13 protein-coding genes are annotated in these 14809 nt (G+C 72.3%); 3 read left to right on the top strand and 10 right to left on the bottom strand.

The window, feature by feature from the left end; translation table 11 throughout:
• Window positions 1–39: 39 nt before the first annotated feature.
• Window positions 40–3114: a hypothetical protein gene (locus tag AC0NH5_RS05155; protein ID WP_474400517.1), complete on the bottom strand. Its 3075-nt coding sequence runs from the start codon at window positions 3112–3114 to the stop codon at window positions 40–42.
• A 7-nt stretch (window positions 3115–3121) separates the two neighbouring features.
• The gene (locus AC0NH5_RS05160) at window positions 3122–5056 is read right to left on the bottom strand and encodes a caspase family protein (protein ID WP_474400518.1); all 1935 of its coding nucleotides are present in this window, start codon (window positions 5054–5056) and stop codon (window positions 3122–3124) included.
• Window positions 5057–5338: 282 nt separating this feature from the next.
• Between AC0NH5_RS05160 and AC0NH5_RS05165 the strand changes: the two genes are divergently transcribed.
• Together AC0NH5_RS05165 and AC0NH5_RS05170 are read left to right on the top strand one after the other, a co-directional pair.
• The gene (locus tag AC0NH5_RS05165) at window positions 5339–6517 is read left to right on the top strand and encodes a hypothetical protein (RefSeq protein ID WP_474400520.1); all 1179 of its coding nucleotides are present in this window, start codon (window positions 5339–5341) and stop codon (window positions 6515–6517) included.
• Between the two features lie 47 nt (window positions 6518–6564).
• Window positions 6565–7263 carry a Crp/Fnr family transcriptional regulator gene (locus AC0NH5_RS05170; RefSeq protein ID WP_474400522.1) on the top strand — a complete coding sequence of 233 codons (699 nt, stop codon included), beginning with the start codon at window positions 6565–6567 and terminating at the stop codon, window positions 7261–7263.
• A 63-nt stretch (window positions 7264–7326) separates the two neighbouring features.
• Here the strand turns inward: AC0NH5_RS05170 and AC0NH5_RS05175 are convergent, their stop codons facing one another.
• Window positions 7327–8601: a hypothetical protein gene (locus AC0NH5_RS05175; RefSeq protein ID WP_474400524.1), complete on the bottom strand. Its 1275-nt coding sequence runs from the start codon at window positions 8599–8601 to the stop codon at window positions 7327–7329.
• Window positions 8602–8808: 207 nt separating this feature from the next.
• Here AC0NH5_RS05175 and AC0NH5_RS05180 point away from each other — a divergent pair, with 207 nt between their 5' ends.
• A complete protein-coding gene (locus AC0NH5_RS05180; RefSeq protein ID WP_474400526.1) occupies window positions 8809–9816 on the top strand; it encodes a hypothetical protein in 1008 nt (335 codons plus the stop codon).
• Here AC0NH5_RS05180 and AC0NH5_RS05185 read toward each other — a convergent pair.
• The 7 genes from AC0NH5_RS05185 to AC0NH5_RS05215 form a co-directional block, all read right to left on the bottom strand.
• On the bottom strand, window positions 9736–9963 hold the full coding sequence (locus AC0NH5_RS05185) for a hypothetical protein (protein ID WP_474400528.1): 228 nt from the start codon (window positions 9961–9963) through the stop codon (window positions 9736–9738). The two genes, AC0NH5_RS05180 and AC0NH5_RS05185, sit on opposite strands and share 81 nt — an antisense overlap.
• A 173-nt stretch (window positions 9964–10136) precedes the next feature.
• Window positions 10137–10742, bottom strand: a complete 606-nt coding sequence (locus tag AC0NH5_RS05190; RefSeq protein ID WP_474400530.1) for a hypothetical protein — start codon at window positions 10740–10742, stop codon at window positions 10137–10139.
• Between the two features lie 215 nt (window positions 10743–10957).
• Complete coding sequence (locus tag AC0NH5_RS05195) at window positions 10958–11668, bottom strand: beta/alpha barrel domain-containing protein (protein ID WP_474400532.1); 711 nt, start codon at window positions 11666–11668, stop codon at window positions 10958–10960.
• Window positions 11658–12872 carry a hypothetical protein gene (locus AC0NH5_RS05200; RefSeq protein ID WP_474401368.1) on the bottom strand — a complete coding sequence of 405 codons (1215 nt, stop codon included), beginning with the start codon at window positions 12870–12872 and terminating at the stop codon, window positions 11658–11660. Before AC0NH5_RS05200 ends, AC0NH5_RS05195 begins: the two co-directional genes overlap by 11 nt.
• 209 nt (window positions 12873–13081) lie before the next feature.
• Window positions 13082–13291 (bottom strand): hypothetical protein, encoded by a 210-nt coding sequence (locus tag AC0NH5_RS05205; protein ID WP_474400534.1) that lies wholly within the window; start codon window positions 13289–13291, stop codon window positions 13082–13084.
• Window positions 13288–14379: a hypothetical protein gene (locus tag AC0NH5_RS05210; protein WP_474400536.1), complete on the bottom strand. Its 1092-nt coding sequence runs from the start codon at window positions 14377–14379 to the stop codon at window positions 13288–13290. The genes AC0NH5_RS05205 and AC0NH5_RS05210 overlap by 4 nt, the downstream gene beginning before the upstream one ends.
• Window positions 14376–14666: a type VII secretion target gene (locus AC0NH5_RS05215; RefSeq protein WP_474400538.1), complete on the bottom strand. Its 291-nt coding sequence runs from the start codon at window positions 14664–14666 to the stop codon at window positions 14376–14378. The genes AC0NH5_RS05210 and AC0NH5_RS05215 overlap by 4 nt, the downstream gene beginning before the upstream one ends.
• Window positions 14667–14809: the final 143 nt, after the last annotated feature.

Raw genomic sequence — 14809 nt, forward strand, 5'->3', positions numbered from 1 at the left:
CGTCAGGTGAGCCCAGTTGGTGTGAGCGTCCGCTCCGAGTCAGGTGAGTTCTGCGTCGGCCGTCCAGGACAGCGGACCGGTCAGCGCAGCGGCCGAGGTGGCGTACGCGAAGACCGCCTCCCGCCGCGCGAAGCGGCGCTCACCCGCGCCCTCGGTGAACGCCGCATCCCACCGGATCGCCGCCAACGCCCCGGCCGGCACCAGCACGAGCCGCACAGGCCGGCCCAGTCCCCAGGTGGCCGCGTGGGTGAGCACGTGTCCGATCACGGCGTCCCAGGCCCAGATCGCCGCCTCCTCGTCCTTCGCGGTCTCCTCGTCCCGCCGGCCGGCCGCTCCCGGATCAGGACTGGCCGCTCCCGGATCAGGACTGGCCGCTCCCGGCTCGGGGCCGGCCGTTCCCGGCTCGGGGTCGGCCGTTCCCGGTTCGGGGCCGGCCGCTCCCGGCTTTCCGCCGGCCTGCAGCAGCGGCAGCGTCAGCACATCGAGCCGGCCGCGGGCTGCGACGATCACCGCCCGGCCGGGAAGTCCCTCCTTGCCGGCGACCAGATGGACCAGCGCGTCGGCTCCGGCTGCGGTGAGCGCCTCGGCGATTCCGCGCACGGTCTCGTTCGCCGTCTCCTTCTCGCCCGCCGCTGTCCTGTCGCGCACCCTCTCCTCGAGGGCCGCGATCAGGTCGTCGTCCGCCGTCGGGTCGGTCTGCCGGTCGGCCAGGCACCAGCCGAGCACCAGCCCGGCCGGATCCACGGCCGGCCCCATCGGCAGCGTCGGCCCGATCTCGCCGGGACCGCGGCCACCGGCCCGCACCGCGGCCAGCCCCAGCCGCCGGGTCCGCGCCAGGTCCGTGGTGCCGCTCAGCCGCAGCATCTCGGCGAGCGTCACGGTCAGGTCCGCCCACTCCGGGGAGTGCGGGCCGTCGATCAGCGCCAGCGCCTGCTCGTGCAGCCGGGCCGCGTGCTCGGCGGCCGCCAGCTCGCCGATCAGGGTACGGGCGACGGCCGCGTCGATGGTGGCGGCCAGCACCGCGACCCTTCGGCGCAGCGGCGCCTGCCGGTCCGATACGCGGGTGGCGAGGGCCGTCATCGAGTCCCGTACCGATCGCATCCGCACCATGTCCCCGCGCCGGCCGGCCTGCGCCGCGGCTGCCGCGGCGACCATCAGGGCGCTGGCGATCTGGGCGCCCTCGGTGTCGCTGCCGGGGACGATCTCCACCGGATCAGGCACGTCCGCTGCCGGATCGGCCATCACCGCGACCGCGTCGAGCAGCGCCCGCAACTGCTCCTCGGCCGGCCGCGTCCCGGTCCCCCCGGCAGGCTGGGCGCCGGCAGGCTGGGCGCCGGCAGGCTGGGCGCCGGCAGGCTGGGCGCCGGCAGGCTGGGCGCCGGCAGGCTGGGCCTGGCCGGCCGGCGGATGTCCGCCCAGTGCCTCCCGCGCCTCCTTGGCCAGCTCCGCCGCACCCCGCACATCACCCTGGCGCAGCCGTTCCATCAACCGCACGCTCAGATCCGCCATCGGCGGCGCACCGTCCTGCAGCGGAACCCCGGTGGTCAGCGAGTCGTACACGGCGGCCGTCTGCAGCCCCTGCTCGATCATCGCCGGCCAGTCCGGCCCGCCGGTCCGGGCCGTCGCGGCCAGCGCGAGCCATTCCCGGACCCGCACCGCGTCGAACCCGGCGTAGTCCACGGTGACCGCCGAGAACTCGGCGAAGGCCAGCACCCCGGCGAGCAGGGCCCGCTGCTCCGGCTCGGCCCGCGGATGTTCCTGCAGCGTCCGATCCCCCAGGCGGATCAGCCGGCGGATCCGCAACGATCCCTGCTCGGTTCCGTGCTGTCCGGCATCGATCAGCCCGATCTCCACCCGCAGCCGGTCCTGCACGACGAGCAGCCGCCCGTCCTCCGGTGGGGGGCCGGCCATCGCCCGGTCCAGCGTCGCCGCGGCCCGCACCAGCAGCGCGGGCCGGCTGCCGAGATGCCCCGCGACGCGGTCGGCCGTGGCGGAGGAGTGCAGCACCCACCAGTTCTCCGGGTCGTCCCCGAGCCGGGCCGCGGCCGTCTGCAACAGCGCGGCCGCCCGATCCGCCTCGGCCGCGTCCTGCCGCCGTTCGGCCCGGATCCGCAGCAGCTCGCCGAGGAACGCCGCGGTCCAGGCCTCGTCGACACCGGGCTCCTCCGCGGCCCCGGCGCCGTCCGGGCCCGTCCCGGCCGGATCCGTCCCGGCCGGATCCGTCCCGGCTGGATCCGTCCCGGCTGGATCCGTCCCGGCTGGATCCGTCCCGGCCGGGTCGGTCCCGGTCGGGTCGGTCCCGGTCGGGTTTGTCCCTGCCGGATCCGTCACGGCCGCGGGCGGCTCGGCACCGCCGCCGGCCGGGCTGAAGCGATCGGCTCGGCCGGACTTCTCGATCGCCGCGATGGCGGCGTCCAGGTCGGCGTCCGCACCGGTCAGCAGCCAGCGATGGTGATGGGCCCGGCCGAGCGCGAGATCCAGCTGCGCGATCGCGACGGGCTCCAGCCCGGGCAGGGCGGCGGCGGTCCGTAACACCCCGAGAGCCTGGTCCAGGTCCGCGGTGCGCTCACTGCGGGTGGCCTTCTCCCGGTACGCGTCAGCGAGCAGAAATCCCGCCTGCGCCAGCCGTCCCGGCGGGGTCCCGTCCGCGGCCCCGGCCGCCTCCGCCCAGATCGGCGCGAGCACGTCGATGCCGGGCACCGGGTCGTCCCGCAGGACCGTGGCCATCGCGTGCAGCAGCCGCGGGCCGGGTCCACCGGCGCGCAGCTCCGCCAACCGCTCGACCAGGTGTTCCACGTCCTCGTCGGCGTACCGCTCCCACATGAGTTCGGCCAGGTGCGCCAGCACGTCCGCCCGGTCCGGGTCGTCGTCCGCCAGCTCTCCGGCCACGATCGTGCGCCACCGGATCGCCAGGTCGTAGTGCCCGCTGTCGCCGGTCGTGGCGGCCAGTTCGGCGTACGCCCGGCCGAGCCCGTCCGCCCATCTGAGGCTGTCCGGATCCGCCGGGTCCGCGGTCACCGCGCCTTCCAGCGCGACCACCGCCGTCTCCAGCTCGGCCGGGTCACCGGACTCGCCGTACCGGTCCAGCGCGGCCAGTCCCGCCGCGCCGCTCATCGGGCAATCACCGCGGCACCTCGGTCCGCAACAGCACCGTCGTGGTGGTCCAGTCGTAGGCGCCGCTGTCCTCGATGCCGGACAGGTCGCGGTGCACGGCGGCGCCGGCCAGGCGTTCCATCAGCCCGCGCCGTGCGAACGCGGCACGGGCGGCAGCCCGGCCGCCCAGCGGCGGCAGCAGGAACGGCTGCTGGCTGAACTGTTCCTCGGCGATGAACAGCCGCAGCCGGTCCAGGACGCTGACGCCCGGCGCGGGCAGGACACCGTTGGGCAGATGTGCCTGCACCCGCCGGCCGTCCAGGGCCGCGCCGCGCTCACCGGGCGCGATGAAGGCGCCGGGGAAGAGCGTGGCGTGCGCCGCGAAGCGCGGGGTGAGGTCCAGCAGCACGCAGTAGAGCATCCGGTCGCTGGTGTTGTGCAGCCGGATGAAGAACTCGGGCGGCGCCCATCCGCCACCCTCCCGGCGGTACGGCAGCCGGTACGCGCCGTCGGTGAAGTCGGGGGAGCGTCCGCCGGTCTTGGGGGCCAGCACCTCACCCGGCTCGGGCAGGACGATCTCCACGCGCACCGGACGGACCAGCGAGGTCGCCGGGTTGTCCAGCCGCAGCAGCAGACGCCAGCGGGCGATGTGCTCCAGTGCCGCCACCACCTCCCGTACGCTCTCCTCGTCGTCCAGGCTGAGGTCCGCGATCCGCTCGCCGTGGTGATCGGTGACCGTGATCCGGCCCGTCGCCGTCACGTCCGCGCGCAGGTCGGGCACGGTGGTCTCGGCGCTGACCGCGAGCAGGTGCGGTGACGGCCCGCCGGACGGTCCCGCGGTGGCCAGCGCCCCGGCGATCCGCCCGGCCCCGGCCGGGTCACCGCGGAACGCCACCGTCGTGCGGGGCAGCGGCACCTCGGTCACCGCGACCGGGAACTGGTCGTCGGGGTTCGGGTCCCAGCCGTTCTGCGGCTCGACCAGGCTGGTCCGGGCCCGGACCCGGGTCACCACCGCCTCCTGGGCCTTCCCGCCCCGGACCCCGATCCGGATGCCCCCGCTGGGCAGGCCGTGCACGGCGCCGGCGTCGATCGCCCAGCCCTCCGGGGTGTGCCGCATCCGGACGCCGGTGCCGGGCCGGCCGGCCCGGCCGTCCAGGAAGTAGTGGTCGGCCAGCGGCGACACCGCGGGATGCAACTGTGGTGTCTGCTGCCGCGAGTGCTGCTCGACCCCGGTCTGTGCCGCGGCGAGCAGCTCCCGGTAGGTCGCGCGGCCGTCCAGGCGGCGCAGCGCCTCCAGCACCGACCAGGAGAAGACGCCACGGGTGACCCCGCCGATCGGCCTCTCCTGGGCCGACTCGTCGTTGCGGCAGGCGGCGAGCACCACGTGGTCCTTCGCGCCGGTGGCGGCGCGCTCGCGCACCTCGGCGACGAGCGATTCGAGGGCGCGCGGCGGGCCGGGCTGTACCGAGCGGGCGACGGCGGCCGGCTCGTGCCCGCGCAGGTCCCGGGTGGCGCCCTCGGAGTGGCAGCTGTCCAGCACCACGGCGACATGGCCGGCCCGATCGGCGATCACGTCGAGGAGCACGGACAGCTCCTTGTCCCACAGGTCCGGCACCCCCGGTGTCCGGCTGTCGGCGCAGACCAGCGTCTGCAGCCGGCCGCCCGGCTCGCGGAACCAGGCCCAGTCCGGCACCGGCGCCTCGGAGCCGTGCCCGGAGAACCAGAGCAGCGCGGTGTCGCCGGCGCCCGCCCGGCCCAGGTGCTCACGGATCGCGCCGACCACCTCGTCCCGGGTCGCGTCGTCGTCGAGCAGCATCCGCGTCTCGACCCGCGTCCCTGGCATCGCCTTGTCCTGCAGCAGGTCAGCGGCGCTGCGCACGTCGTGGACGCAGCCGCTGAGGTCCGGCACGTCGGGGGAGCGGTAGCGGTTGATGCCGACGAGCAGCGCGTACAGATCGGGCATGGGTCACCTTCCGGCGTGTCGGGCTCCGTACCGCTATCTGACGGACCGGCCGGTGGCCGCGGCGGTCCATCAGACGAAGGAAGGACGACGGTATCCCCCGGAGTGGTGGATCCGCCCGGCTCATGCCCGCATGACCGATCACCGAACGGACCCATCGAATCTGGCCGATGGTGCCGAATCGGTACTCGAACCGGTACAAGGGGTTATCGGGGATATCGCAACGGTCGGAGAACGAGCAAGCTGCATCACGTCGCGGACCGACATATCGGGAAGGAGCACTCGGTGGGCGATTCCACAGTGCGCATCGCGGGCCGGAGCGATATCCGGAAGCCCAGGAACGGTTCGGGAGGGAGTCTTTACGGCGCCGGAGCGGCGCGGCCACGGGACGGCGCGGGCGTCGCTGCCGGACCAGGCGCTGCCGGTCCGGTCCAGATTCCCGGGCCACGGCGTTCCCCGCGGCCACTGCGGACCGAGGAGCCGGGGCAGCGGCTGGCGGAGCTGGCCGGGCAGGGTCTGCTGGCCGCCGTGGCCGCCAGGGGCGGCCCGGATCGGGCCGCGCTGAGCGGCGCCGCGTACAACCTGGTCTGGCCGATCGTCTTCGCCCGGCTCACCCGGCGCTTCGAGCTGCAGCGCGGGCACACCGTCTGCGCCGCCGGCATCGCCCATCTGGCCGACGACTGCCTGGACCGGTTCCACGACGACGTCGAGGCGGTGGTCGACGATCTGCTCGGCAACGCCCGGCAACCCATCGTCTCGTTGGAGGCCTGGGTGGCCACCCGGCTCAACGCCGCCACGATCAACGCCCATCGGCGCCGCCGCGGCAGCCGGGGGGCCCTGCAGCGGCCGCGCATCCCCGGCTGGCTCGCCGACGCGCTCGGCCAGGACCCGTGGTTGCTCACGCTGGCCACCAACATCCTGGTCTGGGTGGGGGTGAGCAGCACGGCGGGCAGCCAGACCTGGCCGCTGGAGGCGTGGGGCCAGCAGCGCAGCGCCTGCACCGGCGACTGGCAGTCCAGTGACCCGGCGGCGGTGGGCCGGGAGGTCGATCAGGTGCTCGCCGTCATGCGCCGCCGCCCGGCCTGGTACGAATCCTTTGTGGAACGTCCGCTCGGCGCCAAGCGCCCACCCGTGGCCACGGTCGGCACCGACGAGTACGGGGAGCCCCTCACCCCGCTCGCGCTCGGTGATCCGGACCAGCAGATCGACTCGGAGTTGCGGGAGCTGGCCGGCCAGGCCGTCCGGGCGATCCGGCGGCGGGTGGCCGGCGGCGAGCCCGCCGAGACGGTGATCACCGAGGTGATCCGCGCGGTCTTCGGCGGCGTGATCACCAGCACCCTGGACCGGGCGCCGCACAGCGGGCCGAACCCGGTCGGTGAGATCACCGGCGCGCTGGCCGACGGCCGCCGGCTGCAGCGGATCGTGGCGACCGCGATGACGATCATCCAGGAGCGCCAGGGCTGACGGACAGCGGTTGCGTAACGGTCCGGTGACCGTATGCAATGGATGCCATGGCCGGCGTCGGTGAGCAGCCGTGGACACCGGGCTCCCTGCTGGATGTGATCACCCCCGAGGAGCGGGCCGAGCTGCTCGCCCTGGGCACACCCCGGACCCTGCCCGGCGGACGGCGGCTGCTGGCCGAGGACCGGCGCGACACCCAGGTGGAGGTGATCCTCCGGGGCCTGGTGAAGGTGACCACCGCGGTCGGCGGCGTGCCCCGGCTGCTGGCCGTCCGGTTGCCCGGCGACATCGTGGGGGAGTTCGCCGCGTTCACCGGCAACGGCCGGATCGCCACGGTGACGACCTGCGGACAGGTCGTCTCCTCGGTGATCCGGCAGGCCGACTTCCTGCACTTCGTCGGCGAACATCCGCACGTGGCCGCGCAGATCACCGCGCTCGTCGGGCGGCGGCTGCGCTGGTCCAACGAGCGCCGCTCCGAGTTCCCGGTGTTCGCGGTGCACGTGCGGCTGGCCCGGATCCTGCTGGAGCTGGCGGCCAGCTGCGGCCGGCCGGTGGAGGACGGCGTGATGCTCACCGTGGAACTGAGTCAGACCGAGTTGGCGGAGCTGGTCGGGGCCCGGGAGGACACCGTGCAGCGGGCCTTGCGCCGGCTGAGGGCACAACGCTTCCTGCGTACGGGCTATCGGCGCATCGTGGTCCTCGACGAGCCGGGCCTGCGCGCGCTGATCGACCGGGCCGAGTGGCCCTGAGCCCGGTCCGGCCCGCGCGGCTCGACCGGGCCGGGTGGCCCTGAGCCCGGTCCGCCCCGCGCCTCAGGACCGCAGATCCGGTCCCACGTGCACCCAGCCGTGCTCGACGAAGTCCTTGGCCGGCAGGTCCACCGTCATCGGCTGGAAGTCGCCGGGGCCGGGCGGCTCGATCGCGTGCACGATGACGTCGCGGTACAGCACGTCGGGCAGGCCCAGCGCGTACCCCGCCGTCGGATTATGGATCATCGCGTCGCGCAGCGGCGGGCTGTCCAGCAGCCGGTGCACCGCGATCGCCGACCGGCCGACCCAGCCGTTGGCGCCCTTGCTGACCAGCCCGCGGTGCAGCGCCACCCGCAGCCGCATCCGCTGCTCGTCGGGCAGGTGCCGGTTGCGGTGGGCCAGCCCCGCGCTGAGCTCGCGGACCAGCGCCGGGATGACCGCCGCCTCGTCGATCCCGATCGGCAGCACGGTGAACTGGCCGTCGCCCTGGGCCTGCGGCTCCACCGCGTCCTCCCGGATCCCGGCCGCCTGCCGTGCCCGGGCCAGCACCGCGACCAGGTCACTCTGCAGCACGGCGGTCTCGGTGTTGCCCCGCCTGCTGTAGCCGGTCACGTCCGCGGCCATGCACAGCCGGACCGCGGCGCCCCCGGTGTCCGCCGGGCTCAGCCGCTCGGTGAAGGTCACCGCCTCGGACAATGTGGCCCGCTGCGGACCGTCCGGCCCGGTCGTCTCCACCTGCACGGTGACCAGCCCGGCCACCCCGGCCGCGCCGGGCGCCAGCTCCAGCAGCGCGTGCACGGCATGCGTGTCCGGGATCAGCAGCCGGCCCTGCGGGTCGTCGTAGTTCCAGCTGAACGTGGCGGTCTGCACGCCGCTCGTCCAGGCCCGCGGCGCCTGCCGCCGCCCGGCCAGCCGGCGCAGCCAGCCGGGCCGGGCCCGCGCCGCCGCCACGGCGCGGGCCGCCAGCGGGGACGCCGCCCTGGTGGCGTCCGGATCCTGGACCAGGCCCATCGCGTCGCCGCCGGTCTCCAACCGCACCGCGCGGGCGGCCGGGTCGGTCAGCGTCACCTCGAAGCGGGCGCCGGTGTAGCGGTGGCCCGGGTCCAGCGGGTCCAGGTCGAACGCGAACAGCGCCCCGGCGTAGCGGTGGCCGGTGCCGGTGGCCCGTTCCCGCAACGGCCGGGGCAGGTCCTCGGCGGCCACCGGATAGACCAGCGGGCGGCCGCAGCGCACCCCGCTGCGAGTGCCCTCCGGAGCCGGCACGCCCCGTCCGCCGAGCGGGGTGAGAGCACGATGCGCCAGCACCTCGTCGTCGCTCAGTCTCGCGTCCGTCCACATGCCTGGTATTGACGGACAGGATCCACGCCTAGTGCGATGTGCGGCTTTCGCCGGTCCTGTGCCCCGGCGAGCAAACAGACTCCGGCATTTAACGGATTGTCACCGTGTCCCCGATGCTCCAATGGTTGCCGATCCTTCGGGCGCAGGCCGCGGGGCTGAGGTGCCTTCGCCCGACACCGCTTGCCAATCACGGAAAGTGACGACCTGATGACAATACCCGATGGGTTGGGGGACCCTTGGGACGACCTCGACCGCCTACGGGAGCTGGCCGGCCGGGGGGAGCTGGCCGCGCTCACCGGAGCCGGACGCCGGCGGCTCTACCCGGCCGCCTACGCGCTGACCTATCCGATCGTGTTCGACGTGATCACCCGGCGGCTCGAACACCGCCGGGGGCATCCACAGTGCGCCCGGGGCGTACGCCATCTGGACGGCCCCTGCCTGGACGGCTTCTACGACGACGTGGAAGCGGTCGTCGAACTGCTGCTCGGCACCGCCACACCGATCGCTGACCTGGAGAAGTGGCTGGCCCGCCGCGCGCTGAACGCCACCGTCGACGGGTACCGCCGCCGTCGCGGCGAACACGGCGCGCTGCAACGGCCCCGGATGACCAAGACCCTGGCCGCCGCCCTGCCGGACCGCCCGTGGCTGCGTGAGCTGGCCCTCAAGATCCTGGTCTGGGTGGGCCTGCCGCACGGCGCCGGCTCGGTGCTCTGGCCGCTGGAGAGCTGGGCCCGCGACCGCGCCGATTTCACCGGCGACCACCGGGGCAGCACCCCGGTCCAGGTGCAGGCCGACATCGACGAGGTCCTGGCCGCGATGCGGGTCCGGCCCGCCTGGTACGAGGAGCACGTGGAGCGCCCCCTCGGCCACAAGAGTGCGCCGGTGGCGGGCTCACCCGGCGACAGCGCCGGCGAGCCGAAGCCGTTCGTCGCCACCGACCCCGGTGAGCGCCTCGAGTCGCGGATCTGCGAAACCGCGGCCGCCGTCCTGCGGGCGCTGGAGAAAGCGCTGACCGCGAACCGGGACGCCGCCAAGACGGTGGAGAAGGTGCTGCGGGCGTTCTTCCTGGAAGGCACCGGCGCCGACGAGATCGATCAGCCTCCGCGGGCCGGCTCCGGGATCCAGGACCTGCTCTCAGAGCTGTTCGGCGACCCCGCGGCCCGGGACGCCCTGATCAAGCGCATCCTGCGGATCCTCCGCGACCCCGTGGACTGACTCGTCCAGCGCGCGGCGGCGCGCCGCCAGGTCCGCCTCGACGTCAGCCGCCGTCGCGCCCCGGTCCAGCGCGACCCGGGTCGCGGCGCGCAGCTCGTCCTCGAGCAACGTGCGGATCTGCTCGTACTGCTCAGGCGTGAGCTCCATCTGCTACGGCCGCCTGCGCATGCTGATCATGAGTTGATTGTGCACCCCACTGACCACAGGACCCTCCCGGACTCCGAACGAACACGCCTGCTTATTACGGGCGGACCGCACGCACCGCACCACCCCCGCCGACCAGAAACGGCCCGGCCGGTGATCCCGGCCGGGCCGTTCGGCTACCGCGACAGCACCATCGTCGGGGCGTGACTGACCTGCTCGTACACGAAACGGGCGGCAAGCCGGAAAACGTCTTCCTCGGTGATCCGCCGGCCGGGCGAATGCGTCTCGATCTGCCTCTCCGCCCGCTGCACCATCCGCAACAGGCCGGACACCGAACCCGGATGCTCCCGGCACAGCCGCACGGCCACCCGCAGATGCCGGTCCGGCGTCCCGGCGAGACACTCCTGCATGCCCGCCTCCCACGCCGGCGGGTACACCAGGTATCCGGCCGGCAGGTTGCCCGCACCCCCGGCAACCGCGAGAATCTGCGAACGGTCCACCGCGACCGGCGCCGCCTTCACCGCGACAAAACACAGCCCCGCGACGGCAAGCGCGACGACGATGCCCAGCGCCAGCATCGGATTGCCGGTCCCCGCAGCCACGACGACGCCGAACATCGCCAACACCAGCCCACCGGCCACGAGCACAGCGCTGCCGTCCCCACCGGGCGCGCGGTCGTACGCCTCGTTGATGCACTTGCGAATGATGCTGTTGAGCACCTCGTCCTCGGGACGCCAGAGATCGCCGCGAACCGGCACGCCACGCTCAGAGGCCAGGGTCATGGTCGAGAAATCCTTCCGCAGCCCGGCCGACCGTGATCTTCCGGGATCGCCGCGACCATCGGCAGGCGGCCGCCGAACTCAAGGATTTCCTGACCCGGGTACGGGCGGCGGCCCGCCAGCCGGCCACACACATCCTCGACACCCGGCGTGGCCCGCGCCCGCTCCACCGCCTCCAACCGCATGGCCGCGCCACACCGGGCAGAATCAATTGTGGGTCAGGCTGCCGACCGTGTCGCCTCCAGGACGCGACTGGCGTCCCCGAAGGAGTGGAACCGCACGTCGGTCCGCGTTGTCACCTCACCCAGAACAAGCGCGATGCCCCGGACGTGCGGCAGCCCCGTGCTGATCTCGCCGAGGTTGACCGGCGTGACATCCAGGGTCACCACCACCGGGCGGCTTCGCGCCAGTTCATCGAGGTCCTCGATCTGGAACTCCTGCTGAAATTCGGGTGAGCTGTCACGCAGAAAAGCCCACGGCTCACGGTACTCCGGCAGCACGTCCACCTGGAACAGAGCAGCGTTGAGGTCCTCCGCGTCATCATGAGCGCTGAAGACCCACCCGGGATCATCGTCATGGGAGACCTCGATGCCGGCATAGACGATGCCGATGCCGGCATCGCGAAGGGCGATGCGAACAGGATGCGGTGGGATGGCGCTGGTGATCGGCTGGACCAGATCAGCACCGGCAAGCCTCGCCAGCCGCACCACGTCGGCCGGATCCCGGTGAGCGTTCACCCCCACCGCAAGTCGCACGCTAGGGACCGCATCGCGTATCGAAATGACTCTCTCGACGCCAACTGTCCGGTCATCGGCGAACCGCGGATCCGCATCCACGTTGACACCGATGATGTCGACGCCGAGGGCTCCCAGAGTCGTGGCCTCGGCGGCCGACCGCACCCGGTCCACCTTCACGACCTCATTCGCCATAGCGCACCACGTTCCCACCCAATTCGTCAGCGCCGCGGAAGTCCTTCGGGATCACCCACGTCTTCCCGGCCGTACTCGTGGAGATCTTCCAATAGGGCGATCCTGCGGGCGTATGCCGCCCACCACCAGGATGAACCTGAATATTCGTGATCTCCGGATGTCTTCGGACGCGGACCTGAATGGCGTTGCCCGACGTTCCCTTCTTGGAGCCCTGCTCAACGACCGCAGGGTACCCGGCGGCATTGAACTGATCGGCGATCCATTGCGGTGACCGTCCCACCAGGGACCGGGGGTTGCCGACGACGCTGTTGACGAAGACGGCCGGGGAGACGTCCGCCGGTTCCGGCTTCTCCTGGTTGCCGGCCGGTTCTTTCTCCGTCGGCGCGCCTGCGCCGTCACCTTCACCTTCGCCTTCATGGGGTTTCCCGCGGCCGGCCGGATCCGACCTGCCCAATCGCTCAGCGATCACGCGAAGCCTGTCCAGGATTTCCTTCAGGCGATCGACGTCAGGTAGTAAGCGGCGCAGGCTGTTGAGCAGGGCTCGTATGAAGTGTTGGATTTCGTTGGCCCAGCGGGCGACGAGGGCGCTGACTTGGCTGACGACCAGTGGGGTGGCAACTCCGAGGGTGAGGCCTTCGACAGCCAGCCATTGCGGTATGCGTACGGCGAGGGTGGCGATGAATTGGGCGATCAGGTCTCGCACGATGCCGCGGACCAGCCCGACCAGCAGCCCGGCACCTTCGACGGCGAAGGAAATACCGCCTGCCGCGGTCCCGACGGCTTGCAGCACTGTTGCGTGTTCAGCGGCATGGACGCGGTAGGCGTCGGCGGAGGCTCCGGTCCAGCCGGCGATTTCCAGGTGGAGTCGGCTGGTGAAGTCGTGGTGGGCGGTGGTGGTGGCCGCGGCGATGTTGGCCCATGTGGCGGCGTGCGCGGCGACCTCATCAGGGTTGCCGGCGAGCCAGTCCAGGGCGTCCTGCAGTGGCCGGACGTGTTCGATGAGCCAGGCGACTCCCCAGGCTGCGAGGGTGCCGAGGGGGTCGATGGCCAGGGCCAGGCCGTCCAGTGACGCCCCGACTCCCCCTAATGTGGCGTCGACCCAGCTGCCGTTTCGGATGCCGGCGGCGATCAGTTGGGCGTCCTCCACCAGACCGAGGCCGGTGATTGCTGTGGTGGAGTCCTCGATCGCAGCCACCAGCGGCATGCTCACGGCGGCCCGCCGACGATCCGTTCCGCAGCTGAGTTGATGGCGTTCACCGGCGATTCCTCCTCGCGCGACGGCCACAGGCGCAGCGAATCAGGCTCGTCCACTGGGATGCCGTCATTCGCCTACGCCGATGTACCGCCCCGGCCCGGGGCTGGTTCACCGAGCCGGAAACACGCCTGCCGCCGCACCTCGCGACGCGGCCCTCGCTACATCAGGTGGATCTCGACGCTGAAGCCCTCAGCCAACACCGAGTCCAGATGAGTGGCGTGCGCACCCAGCCACTGCCTGGCATCCGACGGTGCCGCGGTGAGGCGCAACAGGACGTAATCGTCTGCGCCTTCCGTGTCCTCTCCGCAGATGCAGCAACGGAGCCGCTCACTCACCTCGCCGGTCCAGTCACGTTTCTCCGCAGTCATTCCCAACGTCCGTTCCGCAGTTTGTTGTCGACGTAGTTCTGCGTGACGTCCTTCAGCGCGGTCGTCGGCTTGCCCGTCGGATTGCTCATGTCCCGTACGACGACATCGTAGGTGCCGTTGCCGTTGTCGAGGACTCTGACGATCTGACCGTCGTTTTGGACGTACATCTCTCCGTTCTGCCAGACATCGTCGACGTCGACATCCCGCATTGCCGCGCGGTCCGAACCGTGCACGTCTCGTGTGGTCGTCGTTTCGTCGTTCCGCTTCGGATCCGGATCAGATCCGCCGGCATGCCCGGCTGCGCCATCCCCGCCTTGTGGGGTAGCGGCGTCTCGCGAATCTGCCGGGTCGGGGCGGGCGAGGCGCTCGGACCGCATGCGAAGACGGTCAAGAACTCTGCTGAGGTCGTCGATTTGGGGGAGGAGACGGCGCAGGCTGTCGAGCAGGGCCCGTATGAAGCGTTGGATCTCGTTGGCCCAGCGGGCGACGAGGGCGCTGACCTGGCTGACGACCAGTGGGGTGGCAACTCCCAGGGTGAGGCCTTCAACAGCCAGCCATTGCGGTATGCGTACGGCGAGGGTGGCGATGAACTGGGCGATCAGGTCTCGCACGATGCCGCGGACCAGCCCGACCAGCAGCCCGGCGCCTTCGACGGCGAGGGAAATGCCGCCGGCTGCGGTGCTGACGCCTTGCAGCACAGTCACGTGTTCGGCGGCGTGGATGCGGTAGGCGTCGGCGGAAGCGCCAGACCAGCCAGCTAGCTCCGAGTCAAGTCGGCTGGTGAAGTCGTGGTGGGCGGTCGTGGTGGCCGCGGCGATGTTGGCCCATGTGGCGGCGTGCGCGGCGACCTCATCAGGGTTGCCGGCGAGCCAGTCCAGGGCGTCCTGCAACGGCCGGACGTGTTCGATCAGCCAGGCGACACCCCACGCTGCGAGAGTGCCCAGCGGGTCGATCGCCAGAGCCAACCCGTCCAGTGACGCCCCGACCCCGCCCAGCGTCGCGTCGACCCAGCTGCCGTCCCGGATGCCGGCGGCGATCAGCTGGGCGTCCTCCACCAGGCCGAGACCAGTGACGGAAGTGACTGTCACGGGACTCCGCCTATCGCCTTCCCGTTCGAGTCGTCGGTCTCCGTGACAGTCGAGATCGCCGACCGCAGGTTCAGCGCCGTCTCCTGCAACGCCTCGCTGCTGCCGTTCATGGCGACGATCGCCGCCTCGAAGACGACGCCCAAGGCTGTCGGCAGGAACTGGCACAGCTGCCCATATGCCTGTGGGTCCATGGTGATCCGGGCGGCGGCGCGGGCCTGCTGGACGGCTTCGGCTGCCGCCTCGACCGTGGTGGTGTGCTGCAGGACTGCTTCAGTGGGGAGCCTCACCGCAGGAACCTCCGAGACCGTGGATGCCATCCATGCCGGTGTACCGTCGGCGGGCCCGACAGGTTCAGCATCGACCGGCGTCTTGCTCCTTGGGAGCGCTCCCGCGTAATATCGGCGCAATCTCGCACTGACGTTCATCGAAC

It is taken from the genome of Actinoplanes sp. 13, assembly GCF_056134165.1.

What these genes read in the sequence shown, in the direction of transcription:
- AC0NH5_RS05155 (WP_474400517.1), bottom strand. Translation starts at nt 3,114, where the DNA reads ATGAGCGGCGCGGCGGGACTGGCCGCGCTGGACCGGTACGGCGAGTCC.
- AC0NH5_RS05160 (WP_474400518.1), bottom strand. Translation starts at nt 5,056, where the DNA reads ATGCCCGATCTGTACGCGCTGCTCGTCGGCATCAACCGCTACCGCTCC.
- AC0NH5_RS05170 (WP_474400522.1), top strand. Translation starts at nt 6,565, where the DNA reads ATGGCCGGCGTCGGTGAGCAGCCGTGGACACCGGGCTCCCTGCTGGAT.
- AC0NH5_RS05175 (WP_474400524.1), bottom strand. Translation starts at nt 8,601, where the DNA reads ATGTGGACGGACGCGAGACTGAGCGACGACGAGGTGCTGGCGCATCGT.
- AC0NH5_RS05180 (WP_474400526.1), top strand. Translation starts at nt 8,809, where the DNA reads ATGACAATACCCGATGGGTTGGGGGACCCTTGGGACGACCTCGACCGC.
- AC0NH5_RS05185 (WP_474400528.1), bottom strand. Translation starts at nt 9,963, where the DNA reads ATGGAGCTCACGCCTGAGCAGTACGAGCAGATCCGCACGTTGCTCGAG.
- AC0NH5_RS05190 (WP_474400530.1), bottom strand. Translation starts at nt 10,742, where the DNA reads ATGACCCTGGCCTCTGAGCGTGGCGTGCCGGTTCGCGGCGATCTCTGG.
- AC0NH5_RS05195 (WP_474400532.1), bottom strand. Translation starts at nt 11,668, where the DNA reads ATGGCGAATGAGGTCGTGAAGGTGGACCGGGTGCGGTCGGCCGCCGAG.
- AC0NH5_RS05200 (WP_474401368.1), bottom strand. Translation starts at nt 12,872, where the DNA reads ATGCCGCTGGTGGCTGCGATCGAGGACTCCACCACAGCAATCACCGGC.
- AC0NH5_RS05205 (WP_474400534.1), bottom strand. Translation starts at nt 13,291, where the DNA reads ATGACTGCGGAGAAACGTGACTGGACCGGCGAGGTGAGTGAGCGGCTC.